This window comes from Neorhizobium galegae (assembly GCF_017877055.1).
GTDB classification, from domain to species: Bacteria; Pseudomonadota; Alphaproteobacteria; order Rhizobiales; family Rhizobiaceae; genus Neorhizobium; species Neorhizobium galegae_D.
Genome location: NZ_JAGIPG010000001.1, coordinates 1,954,018 through 1,973,101 on the forward strand (window position 1 = coordinate 1,954,018; position 19,084 = coordinate 1,973,101).

Here is a 19,084-nt window from a genome sequence, read left to right on the forward strand (position 1 = left end):
ACGGTTCCGCCTTTTACGCCGCACGTAACCTCTCGCGCGACCGTCATGACCAGAGTGTTTCAGTCCTTTTCGTTTCCGCTTGCCGCCTGTGTAATGTTTTCAAATACAAGTTCTTGCGTAACCGGAAGCACGGCTCCTCCCCGCGAGCCTCACCTCCACCCTCGCCGGCTCCCTGAGCCGGCTTTCTTTTTTGAAGGTGCTTCAAGCCGATCCGGCTCAGATGCTCGAGTGAGACCCGGCGTCTGCCATGGGCATGGGTCCGCACGCCGGGTCTCGTGCCGCAGCAGGGGTAAGCCGGGGGGCGGGCTGCGGCGTCACCACTCTTGCGTCGCCGCCGCTTATGGTTCCAGTTTGGTTGCCGGATATGGTTTATGGGCGATTAATGTCCACAGGCTGACGGCAGCGCCATGTCTCGGGCGTATCGGGCATGGTGAGCTCAGGTCCGACGTTTACCGGCAAGCGCATGCCGCCACGCCGTCTCCAGCGCGTCGCGGAGATCCGTCTCTTCCAATTCCGAAAGAACCGCCGTAGTCCAGCCCTGACGGCCCCAGGCGTTCTGGACCGGTGAAAAGGCGTTCGGCAGCATTTCGCATTTGATCTGCTGCTCGTCCGGAGTGAACTTGAAATTCGCGGTCAGGCCGTCGGCCGCCAGCGTCACGTAGATGCGCCTGACCTTGAACGCCGCCCTGTCGAAATGCGGTGCTTCGGACGTTCCTTCCAGAGAGAGGGCCAGGCTGCGGAGCATGTCGGCATCGGCCATCGCCGGACCTCAGTCGCAATAACGCTTGCCGCCCCGGCGGGAGCGCAGGTCGAAGTGGAAATGGTTCCAGTGTTCCGCATTGCTGCCGGGACCGAGCACGGTGCTGAAATATTTGCAGCTGTCGTTGCGCACCGCCTTCAGGAGACCGCCCTCGCGCATCGAGAACAGGCCCTTCTTGCGCACGTCGATCTCGTGTCCGTCCTTCAGCACGATCTGGCCGATGTCGATGGCGTTGCCCTTGGCATGCTCGGACATCGGATTGTAGCGCTGGTTGCTGTTGTTCATCCGCCGGCAGGAATAACCGCCCATCGGCACGATCTTCTGGATGCCGGTAAGATAGCGGTAACGCGCGGAGGGCGCGAGTTCGTTCTTCACCCATTTGGCAAAGGCGAGCGTCGTCTGGCAGTTCAGCGTGACGGCCGGCTTGACGTCGATATTGCCGGAGAGACCGGAGAGTTTCACCGGATAGGGCACCCTGCAGCTCGGGCCTGCGTCGATGGGCGGCCGGTCGTCGAATTCGACGCCGAGCCGCCTCAGCTCTGCGCGGCAGCTCACTTCCGACCGCGGCATCACATCGCGCTGCCAGGGCATGTCGCGCTGGCTCATCGGGCCGTTGTCGCTCATCGGATTGTTGGGCCGCAGCATCGCCACCTGCTGGCTGCCGGCAGGCGCCCGGCTTGGCGGGATGACGCGCGACCCGTCGCTCCACGTCATATCGTTGTTCGCCAGGTCGCCCTGCAGGCCGGCGCCCTGGCGCTTCGGCGGCACCAGCACGCGGTCGTCGTTCATGGACTGGGGCATCTGCTGCGAGATCGGCTGGCGGCGGGGCTGCAGCGCACGCGGGTTGTCGGTGCCGATGCCGTCGACGACGGGCTGGTCGCCGACACCTTCGGCGATATCGGAATCCTCCTCCTCGGCGAGCCCCGTCACGTCGCTCTCGTCGGGGCCGAAACCGAGCTCGGCGTCGATGTTGACGCCCTCTTCCGGAATGGTCATCGGTCCGGCATTACGGGTCGCATTGCGGCCTCCGACGGATGCCTGCTGCTGCATCGCCTCGTCGCTGTCGATCATCGGCAGGCGGCCCTGGCGGGCGCCGCCGGATGGCTGCTGCGACATGGGTGCATTCAAGGGCGCGGACTGCACCTGGGCCGGCGCCCGCAGGTAATGGCCGCCGTCATTGGCGTTGGAACCTGGATAGGCCGAATTGGGGTAACCGGTGCCGGCGAGGTTCGGCGTGTTCGCGTAACCGACGCCGCTTGCCTGCGAAACCGGCGCGGCGCTCGTCGGATAGGCCTGCTGCGAGACGGGTTCGCGGGGGATGTCGCGCATCGGCTGGATCGCCCCGACCCGGCCGTTGTCGATCGGCGCGGGCGGAACGAGATCCCCGGCGGAACAGGCAGCCAGCATTGTCGGGATCATCAGCAAGCCGATCACCCGCCGAGAAAGGGGAGCATACGCCATACCAGTTGCCACTCTTCCGGTGCCGAAATGACACACGCTGAGAGTTTAGGCAAAGTCGGTAAATGAACCTTTGAGAAATCAAGGCCCTTTCGTGACCTTTCGATGCAATTTGCGATCGTTTCAGGACGCTCGCCTTCCCGTGGCCGCCATCCTGGCGACCCATTTTGCGCCATCGAAATTCCCGGCATTGACCTTGCCCACCAAAGTCGAGCGTACCGGGCGGATGCCGGCGAAATGCAGGATGCCTACCTTCAGCGCCTTCAGGCTATGGCAGCCGTAGGCGACCCTGTAATACCAGGAGGGCATGCCCATGGTGACCACCACCCGCGCCGACCTGCCGCTCAGAAGACCGCTGTCGAACGGTCCCCGCGAGGTATCGTAGGCAAAGCCCGGCCGCGCCACCTGTTCCAGGAACGCCTTGAGCAGTGCCGGCATGCAACCGAGCCAGAGCGGATAGACGAAGACGAGGTGATCCGCCCGTCTTATCTTCACCTGCGCGTCGAGGATCGGCGGGCTGAGCGTCCCGTGTTGCTGCTCCTTCTGAGAGGTCAGGAACGGCACGCCGATGCGGGCGAGTTCGATGCGCTCGACCGAATGCCCGCCGGCCTCGGCTCCCCTGGCATAGGCGTCGGCCAGCACATGACAGAGATGCGGCTCGGCGGCGTCCGGATGTCCCTGGATGATCACGATCCTCGTCATCATATTCTCCGTTGAAGGTGCCCCAGCGTTAGGGGCAACGGAGATCCGCGTATTTGACCCTGGTCAATGCGGCCGGCATCAAAAGGCCGCCGGGCTTGTCGCGCCGGCGGCCTTTGTTTCTTGGCAGTGATCAGTGCGGATCAGGCGGCGCGGGCGCGCGACGCATGACCTGAGGTCGCCCCGCGGCCGCCGTCAGCGAGCCTGAAGGCCGAAAGAAGGCCCTGCAGGTGCAGGCTCTGTTCGGCAAGGGTTTGGCTCGCCGCGGTGGTTTCCTCCACCATCGCCGCGTTCTGCTGGGTCATCTGGTCCATATGGTTGACGGAGGAATTGATCTCCTGAAGCCCCGTCGCCTGTTCGCGGGCGGCCGTCGCAATCGTGTCGACATGGGCGTTGACCCGTTCGACCAGCGTGGCGATCTCGACCAGCGCGTCGCCGGTGGAGCGCACCAGCGCCACGCCGCCTTCCACCTCGCGGGCGGAATTGCTGATCAGCGTCTTGATCTCCTTGGCGGCATTGGCGGAACGCTGCGCCAGTTCGCGCACTTCCTGCGCCACGACCGCAAAGCCCCTGCCCGCTTCGCCGGCCCGCGCCGCCTCGACGCCGGCATTGAGCGCCAGAAGGTTGGTCTGGAAGGCGATCTCGTCGATCACCGAGATGATCTGGTTGATGCGGCTGGAGCTCTCCTCGATGCGGCCCATGGCGTCGATCGCATTGCGGACGATCTCGCCCGAGCGGCCGGCGCTGTCCTTGGTTTCGCTGACCATGGTGCGGGCCTCGACCGCCCGTTCCGAGGCGGTGCGGACGGTTGCGGTGATCTCGTCGAGCGCGGCTGCGGTCTCTTCGAGCGCCGCCGCCTGCTGTTCGGTGCGCTTGGAGAGATGGCCCGTCGCTCCGGAAATGTCCGAGGCGCTGTCGCGTACGACAAGGCTCGTCTCGGAGATCGCCGCGATCGCCTGGTGCAGCGAACCGACCGCCGCGTTGAAGTCGTGGCGGAGTTTCGCATAGTCCTCGCCGATATCGGCGAGCGCCACGGAAAGATCGCCCCCGGCCAGCGCCTCGAGCGCCCGGCCGAGCTCGCCGATCGCGCGCCCCTGCCGCTCGGCGGCAGCCGTCATCGTGCGCTCGTTGTCGGAACGTTCGCTGGCGATCATGCGGGCCTGTTCGGCCTCGCGCGCCTGCAACTGGGCACGTTCGTCGACCGAATCGCGCAGCACGGAGAGCGCCCGGGCCATGTCGCCGATCTCGTTCTTCTGCTCGGTGCAGGGCACGGTGACACGCGCCTCGCCCGATGCGATCGACTGCAGCGCCTGCTTGATCTTGCCGATCGGGCCGGTAACCGTCTTGACCACGAAGGTGGCGCCGGCGATCAGCACCAGCACGCCGATGCCGAACATCGACGCGAAGTTGATCGCATCGCGGCGGAACATGGCGTGCAGGTCGTCCACATAAACGCCGGTGCCGACGATCCAGCCCCAGGGGGCGAAACCGGCGACGTGCGAATATTTCTCGACCGGCTGCTCGGCGCCTGGCTTCGGCCAGTAGTAGTCGACGAAACCCTTGCCGGTCGGGCTTGCCTTGACCGCGTTGACGAACTCGACGAACAGGAACTTGCCGTTCGGATCCTTGTCGTTCGACAGGTCCTTGCCGTTCAGCTCGGCCTTGATCGGATGCATGATCATCCGCGGCAGCATGTCGTTGATCCAGAAATAGCCGCTGCCTTCGCCGTAACGCATCACCGAGATGACGGCCTTGGCCTCGCTCTGGGCCTGCTCGCGGGTCATGGCACCGGAGGCTTCCAGGGCCTGGTATTTCTTGAGCACCGTCAGCGCCACATCGTTCATCTGGGCAAGGCCCGCCTTCCGTTCCCGTTCCGACGAGGCGTAGCTCTGGAACAGGCTGAAGGTCATGGCGCCGCCGAGGATTATGAGCGACAGCAGCACGAGACTATAAAGGCGCCAGGAAATGGCGAGACGTTGCATGGGACCCCCCTTATGTGCAATTCGCCTTAAATTCTAATGGGCGTTGGTTACCAGGTAGTGAAGCCGTCACAAATCGCGGCGAACGCGCATTAGTGCAGTCTAAATTATTGATATGGAAACGCTTTTTCTTGGAGTTTCCTTCCTCTTCGCGTCCGGTTAGTCTCGCGGCGGGAGGAGTCGCCCTGGAAACCGCTTCGAAAGAGAGATGACGATGACCGAAAAAGCCAAGCCGACCGGCGAACTGACGCTCCGGACGCTCGCCATGCCGGCGGATGCCAACGCGGCCGGCGATATCTTCGGCGGCTGGGTGATGGCACAGATGGACCTGGCGAGCGGCATCCGCGCCGCCGAACGCGCCCGCGGCCGCGTGGTCACCGCAGCGGTCAAGGAAATGGCCTTCGAACTGCCGGTCAAGATCGGCGACACGCTGAACATCTACACGGAAATCACCCGCGTCGGACGCTCGTCGATCACGCTGATGGTGGAAGCCTGGGCGCAGCGGGCGCGCCACCGGATGATCGAGAAAGTCACCGCAGGCACCTTCATCATGGTGGCTCTCGACGAGGACGGCCGCCCGGTGCCGGTGCCGGCCGAGGAATAAATCGGGGAACCGCCATGGACGCCGCAACCGCCGCCGAAACCTTCACGCATATCCGCGTGGTCATGGGCATGGTGGTGAGCCTCAGCCTGGCACGGCTGCTGAACGGCCTCGCCGGCATCGTCCAGCATCCGCGCGCCGCCCGCATCTACCCCGTCCATCTCGGCTGGGTGGCGTTCATGTTCCTGTTCCTGGTGCATTTCTGGTGGTGGGAGTACCGGTTGCACACCCTGCCGGTGATCGGTTTTGCGGCCTATCTGTTCCTGATCGCCTTCTGCGCGCTGTTCTTCTTCCTGTGCGCCCTGCTCTTCCCAACCTCGTTGCAAGACTACGACGGTTACGAACATTATTTCCTGTCGCGACGGACCTGGTTCTTCGGTTTCCTGGCGGGGATGCTCGTCACCGACATCGTCGATACGGCGCTGAAGGGCTGGGATTATTTCGCCTCGCTGGGCTGGGAGTATCCTGTCCGCACGGCAATCTATTTCCTGCTCGCGATCATCGCCGCGACGACTGCAAACCGTCGCTATCACGCCGGCTTTGTCATCTTCGCGCTGGTCTATCAACTCTACTGGATTTTCCGCGTCTACGACTTCCTGACCTAGGCGCAGCCCGCCGGCTACCCCTTCAAATAGACCGAGGACGTATCGAAGCTCAGCCCCGGAAACACCTTGGCGGTGAGATTGTCGGGCTCGATGCCGAACTGCCTGTAGAGCATGGCGGCGGCGACCTCGCGCACGTCGCCGGTTGGCATCAGGTCGCGGCGGTCGAGCAGCTTGTCTTCGGAAAGGCCCGGCCATTTGCCCAGAACCTTGCCGCCGGGGATCGCTCCGCCGGCGAGCACCGCAAGTCCGCCGGTTCCGTGGTCGGTGCCATTGGTGCCGTTCTCGCGAGCCGTGCGGCCGAATTCCGTCATCGTCAGCACGGCGGTCTTCCTCCAGGCGTCCTCGCCGAGCGAATCTTTCAGCGCCACGATCGCGGTCGAAAGATCGCCGACCGCCTTCTTGAACTGCTCCTGCTGGCCCACATGGGTGTCCCAACCATTGATCGAAAAGCTGGCGATCCGGTAGTCCTCGCGCAGCATGCCGCCGGCGAGTTTCGCCATGTCGGCAATGCCGGCACCCCGCTTGGCATCGCCATAAAGCGAGTCCGCCGACATGTCGGTCTTCTTCGCCTCCTCCATCGCCTTGGCAAACGCCGGGTCGCCGGCATAGAGCCGGTCGAGGAAGGCGATCTCGTCCTGTGCCAGCGCGAAGTTGCTCTGGGAGGACCAGGAATCCGCCTCGTTCGGACCGCTGAGGATCAGTTCCATCGAGGTGTTGATGTCGATCGCCTTGCGGGCGTTCGAGCGAGGGATCACCGCGAGCGTGCGGTTCAGCCAGCCGGTGCGTTCGCCCTTGCCGTTGCCGCCGGTTTCCAGCATGTCCTGGCCATCGAAATGGCTGCGCTGGTCTCGATAGGGCGTCGAGACCGCATGCACGAAGGAGAGCTCGCCCGCCTGCCACAACGGCATCAGCGCGGATGCCGCCGGATTGAGGCCGAAGAAGCCGTCGAGATCGATGAGGCCGGTATCCGGCCTCAAGCCGAGCTTCGGCCTCAGCGCCGCATAGGCCGGATCGCCGTAGGGCTGGACGAAATCGAGCCCGTCCATCGCGCCGCGCAGGATGATCGTCACGAAGCGGTTGTCGCCGGGCATGGCGGCGAAACTCACCGGCGTCAGGATGGGAGCGGCAGCCACGCAGCAGGCGCCGGCCAGGAAGCCGCGGCGGGACAATCGTAAGCCATTGTCAAAGCTCATCGTCTACCTCCTGTTGAACTCTGCGGACGCCAGCACCATCGTGATGCCGTGAACCTTGTTGGGCGCCTGCGCGATAATCCTGCTGGTCTCCGGATGGGCGGCATCGGCAAGTGCTGCCTGAAGGAAGACGGATGGCTCCATCTTCTGCCCGAAGATTCGCGCGACCATTCGCGACCATGAAATTCGCTCGCTCAGCTGGCTCGGGGCCAGCCATACGCTCGCTTCGTCCGCGAAACCTGCGGGGCTCGGCGGCTGCCAGATCGGCTGTCCCATGCGCTGCAGGGCGCCGAGCGTCAGGGCATTGGCACGCCCCGCCTTCTTCTTGCTATCTTCCCTCGCCGCCATGCCGGTCAGGTCCATGGCCTTCTGGACCGGGCTCTCGTCATCGTCACCATCGTCCATGTCGCGCAAGAGGTTGGCGAAATTCCTCTCCGGCAGATCGAGCGCGCGGAAACCGGACACCACGAATTCGAACGGCTGCTTGATCTTCTGCCCGGGCTCCGACCAGGCACGCGGATGCTCGAGCATGGCGCGGTAGACTTCGGTCAGATTGCCACGGCTCTTCGTCCAGGCCGTGACCATCGCCACGACCACCTCCTCGGGCGCGTCGTCGGCGATGAAATGCCGGACGAGCTTGCCGCAGATATGCTGCGCGGTCTTCGGATTGGCGGCCAGGTCTTCGAGCATCAGCACGTGGTCCTGACCGTCACCTTCGTCGTCCCGATAGATTCGGCCGAGCAGGTTGACAGGTCCCGCCTCGGCGAACCGCGGCTGATAGACGACCTGCATGGCGCGATTGTCGACGGAAAGTCCCGTCAGGATCAGCGCCGCGGCCCGCACGTCCTCCTGGGTATAGCCGCTGCCGGCGCCCAGGGTGTGGAGTTCGAGCAGCTCGCGGCCGAGGTTTTCATTGAGCCCGCGGCCGCTCTTGCGGGCGGCAACGGAATCAGGCCCGACGCTCTGGTCCTGGTCGAGATAGATCAGCATCGCCGGATGGAGGATGGCGGCGGACAGCAGCCCGGTGAAAGAACCGCCGAGATTGGGACGGATCGCCTGCGCTTCGTAGAGCGGCACGATCATCCGCATCGGCAGCGACTTCATCACGCTGGTCGAGAAATGGTCGACCCAGAAACTCGCGAGGCGCTCATAAAACCCGAGCGGCGAATGGATCGCCTGGGCAAGCCGCGCCATGGCATCCTGCCGATAGATGCGTCGGGCCTCGCCCTGGGTTGCCTTGCGGACGTCTTCATTCGGATTTCCGGCCTTGCGGGCTTTCGCCTCGGCGGCGAGAAGCGAAACGACGCGGGTTGCCGTGTCTAGCCGGCCGGCTATACCCTCGCGCGGAAAACGGGGCTTTTCGGAAGCCCCTTCCTCGATCTGCCCCAGCAGCGCCTCTACATCACGGGGCGGCTCTTCGCCGGGACGAAGACCATAACCGTATCGGATGGCGGCCAGGGTCGGGGTGGGAAGAGCCATTGAATCACTCCTCGTTGGACCCGCTCAGAGTCCCGAACAAATGTGGTGGAAACCAACAGGAATTGCGGCCATTTCGTGACATGGACAATTTGTAATTCATGACGGTCCGGGAAGTTCCAGCGCTGCGCGAAAAATCGGATTTATTGCAGGATCAACCCGGGCTTTGGGACAACTCGGAGGCATTCGCTCAATATTGAGGCGCAGACGGCGGACGGTTTCCTGTTCATTTAGGATGAATCGGTCGGCTTGAGGAAGATCTTCCGAAAGCAAGACTTTCTTATAGTCGCCGCTCGATAGTGCTGGGATTGATCAGGAACTCCAGCCCGAGCAGATCGATGGAAGCCGAATTCAGAACAGGTCAAATCGACCCGGCCCTCGCACTGGACGTGAAGCGAGCACAGGCTTCGACCATGCTCGAACGCCTCACCTCGACGCTCGCCACCAATGCCGCGATATCCGCTTCGGCGCTGTTCGTCACCACGATCGACCGTGGCCTGACCTTTTCGGCGGGCCTCTGGTTCACTGCGGTGATCGCAAGCCTGGTCCTGCGCGTCGTCCTGGCGTCGATCCTGACGCGTTGGGAGACCGTAGAACATGCTCCGCAACAGGCACTCCATGTCCTGACCTTCGGAGCGATGGTCAGCGGCCTCGCCTGGGCGGCTCTTCCGTTGACCGTGCCCGATTTCAATGCGCTTGGCGGAGATAGCGGCCTCTATCTGATCATGTGCGGCATGGCGACCGGCGCAGTCCTGATGGGCGTCGGGCACAACCCGGTTTCCCTGGCATTCGCGATACCGCCCAACATCTCCGTGATGGCCTCGCTTGCCGTCAGCGGCGGCGCCGGCGGCTGGCTCCTCACCATCGACGTCGTGGCGCTGACGATGGTGCTGATCCGCAGCAGCCGCACCAGCGAGGCGACCTTCGTCGGCAACGTGCTCGGCAAACTGAAGGCGACGGCGCTTGCCGATTCACTCTCCTGCGCCAACTCGGATATCCTGCGCGCCAACTACCGACTGGAAGTGCTTGCCAATCGCGATCCGCTGACCGGGCTTGCCAACCGTGCCGCCTTCAATGCCGCCCTCGATACCGGGATTTCCACCGCCCGGACCGCGGAGGAGCAACTCGCCCTCCTCATCCTCGATCTCGACCGCTTCAAGATGGTCAACGATACGCTCGGCCACAGCGCCGGCGACGCCCTCCTCGTCGAAATCAGCGACCGGTTGCGCTCGGCCATCGACGGCAGGGGCACCATCGCCCGGCTCGGCGGCGACGAGTTCGCGATCATTCTCGGCGGCTCCGATGCGGGGGAACGTGCTCGCGACCTGGCGGCACACATCCTCGATCGCAGCCGGCAGCCGGTCATGCTCGAGGGCCAGCCGACAGTGGTCGGCACCTCGATCGGACTTGCGTTCTTTCCGCTGCATGCGGATACGGCCGAGGACCTGTTCATCAGCGCCGACATGGCGCTCTACCGGGCCAAGGACGGCGGACGGCGCCAGTGGCGCGAATTCGAGCCCGCCTTCCGCTCCCAGGCCGACCGCCAGAACCAGATCGAGCACGAACTCGCCGACGCGCTGGATGCCGGCGATATCGAAGCCTGGTTCCAGCCGCAGGTCGACCTCGCCTCCCAGGAGATCACCGGCTTCGAGGCGCTGGTGCGCTGGCACCATCCCTATCTCGGGCCGATCGCGCCGCCGGAAATCGTCGCCGCCGCCCAGGCAGCCAATCTTGCCGACCGGCTGACCGCGACCATCGCCGAGGCCGCCTGCGGTCTCCTGAACCGCCTGCCCTCGCTCGGCCTGCCGCGGGCGACCGTCGCGATCAACGTCTCGCCGCGCGAGTTCGACCTCTATTCGGTCACCGACGTGCTCGACCGCATCACCAATGCCCACCGCATCGACCCGGCCCTGTTCGAGATCGAGATCACCGAGGAGGCGATCCTCGACACGCTGGTCGCCGGCGAGCAGCTGAAGCGTATCGAACGGTCCGGCTACAAGCTCGCCGTCGACGATTTCGGCGCCGGACATTCATCGCTCGCCTATCTCGTGGCGCTCAAGGTCGACCGGCTGAAGCTCGACCGGCGCTTCATCACGGGCGTGCATCTCAGCCGCCAGAACCAGGAAATCGTCGGCGCCATCGTCGGCCTCGGCCGGGCGCTGTCGATGGAAGTGGTGGTCGAAGGCGTCGAGAGCGAGGAAGAGGCCAAGGCGCTCGAAGCGCTCGGTTGCGAGTTCGCCCAGGGCTATTTCTTCGGCCGCCCGATGCCGGCCGAACGCATCCCCGGCTGGATCGAATGCCGCCGCGCCGCCAGCCAGCGCCAGGTGGCGTAAACCTTCCTCCGTGCCCCTAAATCCGTTTCCCTTTTGTACTCGTTTTGTGACCTGCCCCTCTTCACTTTCGCGAAGAGTCTCTCCATATTCGCGGCATGGCCAGATCACCGAAAAAATCGCCCGCCTCGAACCCGGACAATCACAACGGTTTCGAGGAAGCCCCGCAATCGTCGTTCGAGGGCGCGCCTCTGCAAGGCAGCGTCTCCGACTGGGTGAAGCAGCTGGAAGCCGAGGCGGAAGCCTCCGGCGTCGAGACGCAGCGCGAGATCGCCTCCAAGGCGGGAAAACACCGCAAAAGAATAGAGATCGCGGCGCGCGAGGAAGCCATCAAGGCCGCCAAGTCAGCCCCAACCACGGCCAAGAACACCACCGCCTCGAAGACGTCCCGCGGCGTGTCGATCGGCGCCTCGTCCGATCCGAAGACGCGCGCCCGCGCCGGCCTCAATCCGGTCGCCGGCATGGATACCTCGCTCGAGGACGCCGAGACCCTGGCCGCTGGTTCGGTCACCGCCACAGTCGAGGCGCTGTCGGCGCTGATCGAGAGCGGCAATCCGCTGTTCAAGGACGGCAAGCTGTGGACGCCGCATCGTCCCGCCCGGCCGGAGAAGTCCGAGGGCGGCGTCACCATCCGCATGGCGTCCGACTACGAGCCCGCCGGCGACCAGCCGACCGCCATCCGCGACCTCGTCGAGGGCATCAATTCCGGCGAGCGCTCCCAGGTCCTGCTCGGCGTCACCGGCTCGGGCAAGACCTTCACCATGGCCAAGGTGATCGAGGCGACCCAGCGCCCGGCCGTCATCCTGGCGCCCAACAAGACACTGGCGGCGCAGCTCTATTCCGAGTTCAAGAACTTCTTCCCGGACAACGCGGTCGAATATTTCGTCTCCTATTACGACTATTACCAGCCGGAAGCCTATGTGCCGCGCTCCGACACGTTCATCGAGAAGGAATCCTCGATCAACGAACAGATCGACCGGATGCGCCACTCCGCCACCCGTTCGCTCCTGGAGCGCGACGACTGCATCATCGTCGCCTCGGTCTCCTGCATCTACGGTATCGGCTCGGTCGAGACCTATACGGCGATGACCTTCCAGATGTCGGTCGGCGACCGATTGGATCAACGTCAATTGTTGGCAGACTTGGTGGCCCAGCAATACAAGCGCCAGGACCTGAATTTCGTGCGCGGCTCGTTTCGCGTCCGCGGCGACACGATCGAGATCTTCCCCGCCCACCTTGAGGATGCCGCCTGGCGCATCTCGATGTTCGGCGACGAGATCGACGCGATCACCGAGTTCGATCCGCTGACCGGCCACAAGGTCGGCGACCTGAAATCGGTAAAAATCTACGCCAACTCGCATTACGTCACCCCGCGCCCGACGCTGAACGGCGCCATCAAGGCGATCAAGGAAGAGCTGAAGCAACGGCTCGCCGAGCTCGAAAAGGGCGGCCGCCTGCTCGAAGCGCAGCGGCTGGAACAGCGCACCCGCTACGATATCGAGATGCTGGAGGCGACCGGCTCCTGCGCCGGCATCGAGAACTATTCGCGTTACCTGACCGGCCGCAATCCCGGCGAGCCGCCGCCGACCCTGTTCGAATACATCCCCGACAACGCGCTCCTCTTCATCGACGAAAGCCATGTCTCGGTCAGCCAGATCGGCGGCATGTACCGGGGCGACTTCCGACGAAAAGCGACGCTCGCCGAATACGGTTTCCGCCTGCCGTCCTGCATGGACAACCGGCCGCTGCGCTTCGAGGAATGGGACGCGATGCGCCCGCTCACCGTCGCCGTCTCGGCCACCCCCGGCAACTGGGAGATGGAACAGTCCGGCGGCGTGTTCGCCGAACAGGTGATCCGCCCGACCGGCCTGATCGACCCGCCGGTGGAAGTCCGTTCCGCCCGCTCCCAGGTCGACGACGTGCTCGGCGAGATCCGCGAGACCGCCGCCAAGGGGTATCGCACGCTCTGCACCGTGCTCACCAAGCGCATGGCCGAAGACCTCACCGAATACCTGCATGAACAGGGTGTTCGCGTCCGCTACATGCACTCGGACATCGACACGCTGGAGCGCATCGAGATCATCCGCGACCTCCGCCTCGGCGCCTTCGACGTGCTGGTCGGCATCAACCTTCTGCGCGAGGGCCTCGACATTCCCGAATGCGCCTTCGTCGCCATCCTCGACGCCGACAAGGAAGGCTTTTTGCGCTCGGAGACGTCGCTGATCCAGACCATCGGGCGTGCCGCGCGTAACGTCGACGGCAAAGTCATCCTTTATGCCGACAAGATCACCGGCTCGATGCAGCGCGCCATGGACGAGACCGCCCGCCGCCGCGAAAAGCAGATGGAATACAACACCGCCCACGGCATCACGCCGGAATCGGTGAAGGCCAGGATTTCCGACATCCTCGACTCGGTCTACGAGCGCGACCACGTCCGCGCCGACATTTCCGGCGTCTCCGGCAAGGGTTTTGCGGATGGCGGCCACCTGGTCGGCAACAATCTGCAGGCCCATCTCAACGCGCTCGAAAAATCGATGCGCGACGCCGCCGCCGACCTCGACTTCGAAAAGGCCGCCCGCCTGCGCGACGAAATCAAGCGCCTCAAGGCCGCCGAACTCGCCGTCATGGACGACCCGATCGCCCGCGACGAGGCCCTCGCCGTCGAAGGCGGTGGCGGCAAGGGTGGAAACGGCAAAGGCGGCTCCAAAGCCCGCCGCGAGTCTCCTTCTACCCAGCGGGGAGAAGGTGCCCGCAGGGCGGATGAGGGGAAAGCCACACCCTCGACCTCCCTCTTCGCCAAACCCGGCCTCGACGACATGGGCCCGGGCACCGATACCGCGACGCCGCTATTCCGTAAGCCGGACCTTTCCGACATGGGCCGCGACATAGCCGAACCCACCAAGCCATCGCTGTTTCGCAAGAACGACCTCGACGAAATGACCGTCGGCCGCACCGAAAAGCCGGTCATCGGCAAGATTCCGCCGAAACCGGCGCCGTCATCCTCAACCTCTCCGTCGTCATCCTCGGGTCCGACCCGAGGATCCACCGACGACCCCCGCCCTCTCCTGCGCGGCAAGATCGGCGCGGGAAGTTATGAGGATGCGGGGGAGCAGAAGCGGAAGAGCCGGACGAAGGGGAAGACCGGGCGGCCGGGGCGGTGAGCCATCCCCTTCGTTATCCTTGTACGAGGGGGGAAATCGCAAAATTAGGAAACCGACTCGCCAGCCCTTACTCGAGGGCCGGAAGAGCCGAATTTTGTCTAAGTAACAGAAATGAGTTATAGTTATTCTCTAAAGAGGCAACCTGCGCCTGTGGACGTTAGGATTCTACACCTTGGTCCGCCTATGTTTTTATGCAAAATATGAGAATACAAACTTTGAGGTGGTTTCGATGGCCGAAGTTGTTAACAAGCTACGTGATGTATACGGTGTCGGAAGAGATATGCCGTTAAATTATGTAAGCCGAAAAGACGTCGACGACGATTTCATCTCAAATCTCACTAGAGATAAGCACATCGTTGTTTTTGGATCTTCAAAACAAGGAAAAACAACTCTTCGAAAGCATTGTTTATCTGAAGGCGACTACATTGTAGTTTCGTGCTTGAATACAATGAGCATAGACGATCTGAATGGCGCTATTCTTAAAGCCTCGGGTTATCAAATCGAACAAACTCAAACAAAAACTGTCGGGGGACATCTTAAATATGGCGTGGAATTCAAGGGAGAGGGTAAAGTTCCCCTTTTAGCCTCGGCATCCGCCAGTGGCACTCTAGAAAACGAGAAAACCGAAGAAAATTCAATTGAAATAAAAAGGCTTGAGATAGATCTTCACGACGTCAACGACATCGTTATTTCTCTTAAAGAGATAAATTTCAATAAATTTATTGTGCTGGAAGATTTCCATTACCTTCCAGTACAAACACAACAAGACTTCTCATTTGCACTTAAGGCATATCACGAAAACTCAAAATTATGTTTTATAGTTGTTGGCGTTTGGCGCGACAAAAATCGCTTGATATATTATAATGGCGACTTAACAAACCGCGTTGCGTCAGTAGATGCAGATACATGGAGACCGGAAAGTTTAGCGGAAGTCGTTAAAGCCGGCGAGTATCTACTAAATATTCAGTTTGATCCCGCCACGGTAGCTGGAATAATTTCCCATAGTGCAGAGAGTGTTTCCCTCTTACAAGAGGCCTGTTTTCGCATTTGCGAAAACGAAAACGTGTTTGAGACACAAGTAAATCAGAAGACGGTTGGAAAGGGTGTAGATGTACCTCAGCTTATGCGTGACATTGTAAACAACCAGTCTGGAAGGTACTCCGCCTTCATCACCAATTTTGCGGAAGGCTTCCAACAGACTGAATACGATATGTACCGCTGGATTATTTATGTAGTCTTGAGCGTGACGATTGAGGAATTGGAAGTGGGAATTCGTAGGAATGTCTTTTCAAAATTGATAAAGGAAAGGCATTCTTCCGGAGAAAAACTGAACGAAGGAAATATTACACAGGCATTGCAAAGTTCTGCTTCACTTCAGGTCACAAAAAATGTCCGCCCAATTATCATAGACTACGATCAAACAACGAGAGTTCTCAATGTTGTAGATAAAAGTTTTCTCATCTGGCTATCCATGCAAGATCGGAATGAGCTAATCAAAGAATTGGGAATATCTTGATAACTAGGTTCCCTCTGTAAATTTGGGATGCGTTTTTTCGTGTGGGCAGGCACAATATTGGATTAACACGTCATTCGCGCCAGCGGCTTCGCGCATATCGTTGTCTGCGTTCAACTGCGTCTTTCCCGCCTTCGCCCGACAGTCACGTTCGTTACAAATACACCAGCCGGCACGCTGGCGTAGCCGGACCGGCGCTGGTGGGAGGAAAAAAGTGAGTCCTCCCGCCGCCGGGCGGTAGCGGGGGATGGTCCCCCAGACGACACGAAACGGCCCTCACTGGCTATCTCCCCGCCCTCGTTCTCCGGGTTCCTCCATCCCCCTATCCTTCCACCCCTCCCTCGCCTAAACATCGCCTCACATCCAAACGGGGACGACTCATCCATGCGCCTGCCAGCCATCGTCTTCGGACTACTGTTTTCCCTGCTGGCCATGGCCGGCGTCGAGGCGCGGAATTATGGGTCGCCGCAGGCGCTGATCAAATCCCTCTATGCCGACACGATCGACCCGGCCGAGGACGATGCGCCCTCGCCCTATTCCGCCTATTTCTCCGAGGCGCTCAACGAGAGCCTGGCGGCGAATGGCGATGCGGTGGATTTCGATCCGATCCTCGCCGGGCAGGACGGCGTCGCCAGCAATGTCCGGCTGACCCCGCCGATCATCCTCGGCGATACGGCCGAGCTGGAAGTGTCCTTCCGCAACGGCAAGCGATCGGCGACGCTCTTCTACACGCTGGTGCGCGAAAGCGGCGGCTGGAAGGTGGACGACATCGCCGACCAGTCCGGCGACGAGCCCTGGAGCCTTCGGGACTTGCTGGGGCAGTAGGGGCGGTTTTTTACGCGGGGGGCGCCCCGCTCTCTCCTCCGTCATCCTCGCCCTCGGGTTAAACCCGAGGGTGACCCGAGGATGACGGAGAGGGCGGCGAATGGCGGAGGAGTGGGCACAGCATCCAAGGTCGTCATCTGACATCCAAGGTCGTCATCCTCGGGCTTGACCCGAGGATCCATGCCCCAAGCGCCGGCCTATCCGGGCATATTCGACACCTCCCCGTCAGCCGCATCAAACACTTAGCCTCTCTCTCGTCCCCGCCCTCCCGACCCATGCCTACAATCCCCTCGTTCCGTCACGGATACACCGGCAGGCGTGCCGGCGAGGCGGGACCGGCGCCGGGTGGGCAGGAAACGACGTAAGTCCTTCCATCCGGGGTTCGCGGAAAATGGTCTCCCTCCGGCGACAACGGGGGAAGCAAGGGGCAACCGGACCGAGCCTCTTGCTTCTGATGCCCGAAAGAGCGCGCCGGGCGTGCCTGTGCGGCACACAGGGTGGTAAACCGGATGGTTTCGCCGGATTTTCAAAGGTCCGCCCGACCCTCGGGTTAAACCCGAAGGGATCGGAGAAACCGGCGGAGACCCATGGAAGCCTTGCCGATAAGTCCTCGGGTTAAACCCGAGGATTCGGACGGGCGCCATGGGTCATCCTCGGGTTTAACCCGAGGAGAACACCGTCCGGGAAAGCCACGGCAGAGGGACCGGAGTCGCGGATATCAACCGCCGAACGGGGCGCTGAGAGGTGTCACCTATGAACTAACTTACGAGGCAGCTTTCAGCGCCCCGTCCGATCCTCGGGTCTCGCTTTGCTCGCCCGAGGATGACGAAAAGAAACCGAGGATCACCAAGGGATCATCATGTCCGATAAAAAGCCGCCGCCGATCGAGACCTATCTCGCCGCCCGCACCGCCGAAATGCTCGCCCTGCCTTACCTCGCCTGCCGGCGCCGCGATTGTCGCCGCCTGCAGACCTGCTACTGGCGTTTCAACGCCACCGGCGAACCCTGCTGCCTGCAGAACCTGGATGCCGGTCAGCGCCGGGTTTTCGACGAGCTCTATGATCAGGCCCGCCGCATCCGCGATCACGGCGGCTGGAACGCGCGGCTGATGTACGCGTCCCGCTATCCCGTCCGCCGCGCCCTGGAAGATGCCGGCCTCGAGATCGCCGGCACCATGGTGCACAACGGCGACCGCAAACGCTGGAATGCGTTTCGCAGGAAACGCGCGGCGCTGACGCCGGAGGAGCTTGATTGAGGGTGGGTCCCGTGGCGGTACGCAGGATTTGCGCTCGTGGAGACGGTGCAGGGGGTTGTGTGTGCCGCACTGTCCCCCGGCCCTTCGCTTTGGCTCAGGGCGTTCGAGGCTCAAAACGCTCCACTGGAGCGTTTTGCCGGCCGCAGGCGGGTGCATGGGTCGAGTGTGCCGCACCGCCCCCGGCCCTTCGCTTGGGTTCAGGGCGTTCGAGGCTCAAAACGCTCCACTGGAGCGTTTTGCCGGCCGCAGGCCGTCGCCTCTCACCCCACAAACGCCCTTTCGATGACGAATTCGCCGGGCTTGTTGTTGGAGCCTTCGACAAGGCCCGCCTTTTCGAGCAGGTCCTTGGTGTCCTTCAGCATCGCGGTCGAGCCGCAGATCATGCCGCGATCGACCGCCGGGTCGAGGGCCGGGACGCCGAGGTCGGCAAACAGCTTGGCCGACTCGATCAGGTCGGTGATGCGGCCGCGATATTTGAAATCCTCGCGGGTCACGGTCGCGTAGTGCTTGAGCTTGGTCCCGACGATCTCCGCCAGGAATTCGTGGTTGTTGATCTCGTGCACCAGGTCGAAACCGTATTTCAGCTCGGCGACGTCGCGGCAGGTATGGGTGAGGATGACCTCCTCGAACTTTTCGTAGGTCTCGGGATCGCGGATCAGGCTGGCAAAGGGGGCGATGCCGGTGCCGGTCGAGAACATGTAGAGCCGCTTGCCGGGCGTCAGCGCGTCGAGCACCAGCGTGCCGGTCGGCTTCTTGCGCATCAGCACCGTGTCGCCCGGCTTGATCATCTGGAGATGCGAGGTCAGCGGGCCGTCCGGCACCTTGATCGAGAAAAATTCCAGCTCCTCGTCCCAGGACGGGCTGGCGATCGAATAGGCGCGGTAGACCGGCTTGTCGCCGACCATCAGGCCGATCATCGCGAACTCGCCCGAACGGAAGCGGAAACCGGCCGGCCGAGTCATGCGGAAACGGAACAGGCGGTCGGTATAATGCTCGACGGCAAGCACCGTCTCGGCGTAGACGCCGTCCGGGATCTTTGCCAGTCCCTGGGCCGGAGCCTCAGCCGCTACGAAGTCGTCGGTCTTTGCTGGAGCGTTCATGCCTATCGGTCTCTTCGTCTCATCGTTTTTCGCAGAAGCGAAATATACCATATGGCCCCGCATTTGAAGGCATCTGCGTGCCTTTGTCGCGGCGCCTTCGGGAAAATACGTGCGGGAAAGTCACCTTTGTCC

The 19,084-nt window shown here is 62.4% G+C and carries 14 protein-coding genes; 7 read left to right on the plus strand and 7 right to left on the minus strand.

From position 1 onward, the window contains the following. Nucleotides 1-436: 436 nt before the first annotated feature. From J2857_RS09185 to J2857_RS09200, 4 genes are all read right to left on the minus strand, one after another. Nucleotides 437-760 (minus strand): MmcQ/YjbR family DNA-binding protein, encoded by a 324-nt coding sequence (locus J2857_RS09185; protein WP_210009782.1) that lies wholly within the window; start codon nt 758-760, stop codon nt 437-439. A 9-nt stretch (nt 761-769) separates the two neighbouring features. Next, nucleotides 770-2,221: an extensin-like domain-containing protein gene (locus J2857_RS09190; protein ID WP_210009783.1), complete on the minus strand. Its 1,452-nt coding sequence runs from the start codon at nt 2,219-2,221 to the stop codon at nt 770-772. A 120-nt stretch (nt 2,222-2,341) separates the two neighbouring features. Continuing rightward, nucleotides 2,342-2,923: an NAD(P)H-dependent oxidoreductase gene (locus J2857_RS09195; RefSeq protein WP_210009784.1), complete on the minus strand. Its 582-nt coding sequence runs from the start codon at nt 2,921-2,923 to the stop codon at nt 2,342-2,344. Nucleotides 2,924-3,060: 137 nt separating this feature from the next. Continuing rightward, nucleotides 3,061-4,899: a methyl-accepting chemotaxis protein gene (locus tag J2857_RS09200; RefSeq protein WP_210009785.1), complete on the minus strand. Its 1,839-nt coding sequence runs from the start codon at nt 4,897-4,899 to the stop codon at nt 3,061-3,063. Between the two features lie 211 nt (nt 4,900-5,110). Between J2857_RS09200 and J2857_RS09205 the strand changes: the two genes are divergently transcribed. Both J2857_RS09205 and J2857_RS09210 read left to right on the plus strand, forming a co-directional pair. Beyond that, nucleotides 5,111-5,500: an acyl-CoA thioesterase gene (locus J2857_RS09205; protein WP_210009786.1), complete on the plus strand. Its 390-nt coding sequence runs from the start codon at nt 5,111-5,113 to the stop codon at nt 5,498-5,500. A 14-nt stretch (nt 5,501-5,514) separates the two neighbouring features. Beyond that, the gene (locus tag J2857_RS09210) at nt 5,515-6,102 is read left to right on the plus strand and encodes a hypothetical protein (RefSeq protein WP_210009787.1); all 588 of its coding nucleotides are present in this window, start codon (nt 5,515-5,517) and stop codon (nt 6,100-6,102) included. Between the two features lie 14 nt (nt 6,103-6,116). Here J2857_RS09210 and J2857_RS09215 read toward each other — a convergent pair whose 3' ends face one another. Next, entirely contained in the window at nt 6,117-7,295 is a 1,179-nt protein-coding gene (locus J2857_RS09215) for a DUF1501 domain-containing protein (RefSeq protein WP_210009788.1), read from the minus strand. A gap of 3 nt (nt 7,296-7,298) precedes the next feature. Then, a complete protein-coding gene (locus tag J2857_RS09220; RefSeq protein ID WP_210009789.1) occupies nt 7,299-8,771 on the minus strand; it encodes a DUF1800 domain-containing protein in 1,473 nt (490 codons plus the stop codon). 335 nt (nt 8,772-9,106) lie between these two features. Between J2857_RS09220 and J2857_RS09225 the strand changes: the two genes are divergently transcribed. From J2857_RS09225 to J2857_RS09245, 5 genes are all read left to right on the plus strand, one after another. Then, nucleotides 9,107-11,101: a putative bifunctional diguanylate cyclase/phosphodiesterase gene (locus tag J2857_RS09225; protein WP_210009790.1), complete on the plus strand. Its 1,995-nt coding sequence runs from the start codon at nt 9,107-9,109 to the stop codon at nt 11,099-11,101. Nucleotides 11,102-11,196: 95 nt separating this feature from the next. Further along, complete coding sequence (uvrB, locus tag J2857_RS09230) at nt 11,197-14,259, plus strand: excinuclease ABC subunit UvrB (protein WP_210009791.1); 3,063 nt, start codon at nt 11,197-11,199, stop codon at nt 14,257-14,259. 229 nt (nt 14,260-14,488) lie between these two features. Continuing rightward, on the plus strand, nt 14,489-15,775 hold the full coding sequence (locus J2857_RS09235; protein ID WP_210009792.1) for a hypothetical protein: 1,287 nt from the start codon (nt 14,489-14,491) through the stop codon (nt 15,773-15,775). 381 nt (nt 15,776-16,156) lie between these two features. Further along, nucleotides 16,157-16,597 carry a hypothetical protein gene (locus tag J2857_RS09240; RefSeq protein ID WP_210009793.1) on the plus strand — a complete coding sequence of 147 codons (441 nt, stop codon included), beginning with the start codon at nt 16,157-16,159 and terminating at the stop codon, nt 16,595-16,597. An 859-nt stretch (nt 16,598-17,456) separates the two neighbouring features. Continuing rightward, nucleotides 17,457-17,852 carry a hypothetical protein gene (locus J2857_RS09245; RefSeq protein ID WP_210009794.1) on the plus strand — a complete coding sequence of 132 codons (396 nt, stop codon included), beginning with the start codon at nt 17,457-17,459 and terminating at the stop codon, nt 17,850-17,852. Between the two features lie 260 nt (nt 17,853-18,112). On the opposite strand, the gene J2857_RS09250 is transcribed toward J2857_RS09245, so the two are convergent. Beyond that, on the minus strand, nt 18,113-18,952 hold the full coding sequence (locus tag J2857_RS09250; protein ID WP_210009795.1) for a ferredoxin--NADP reductase: 840 nt from the start codon (nt 18,950-18,952) through the stop codon (nt 18,113-18,115). Nucleotides 18,953-19,084: the final 132 nt, after the last annotated feature.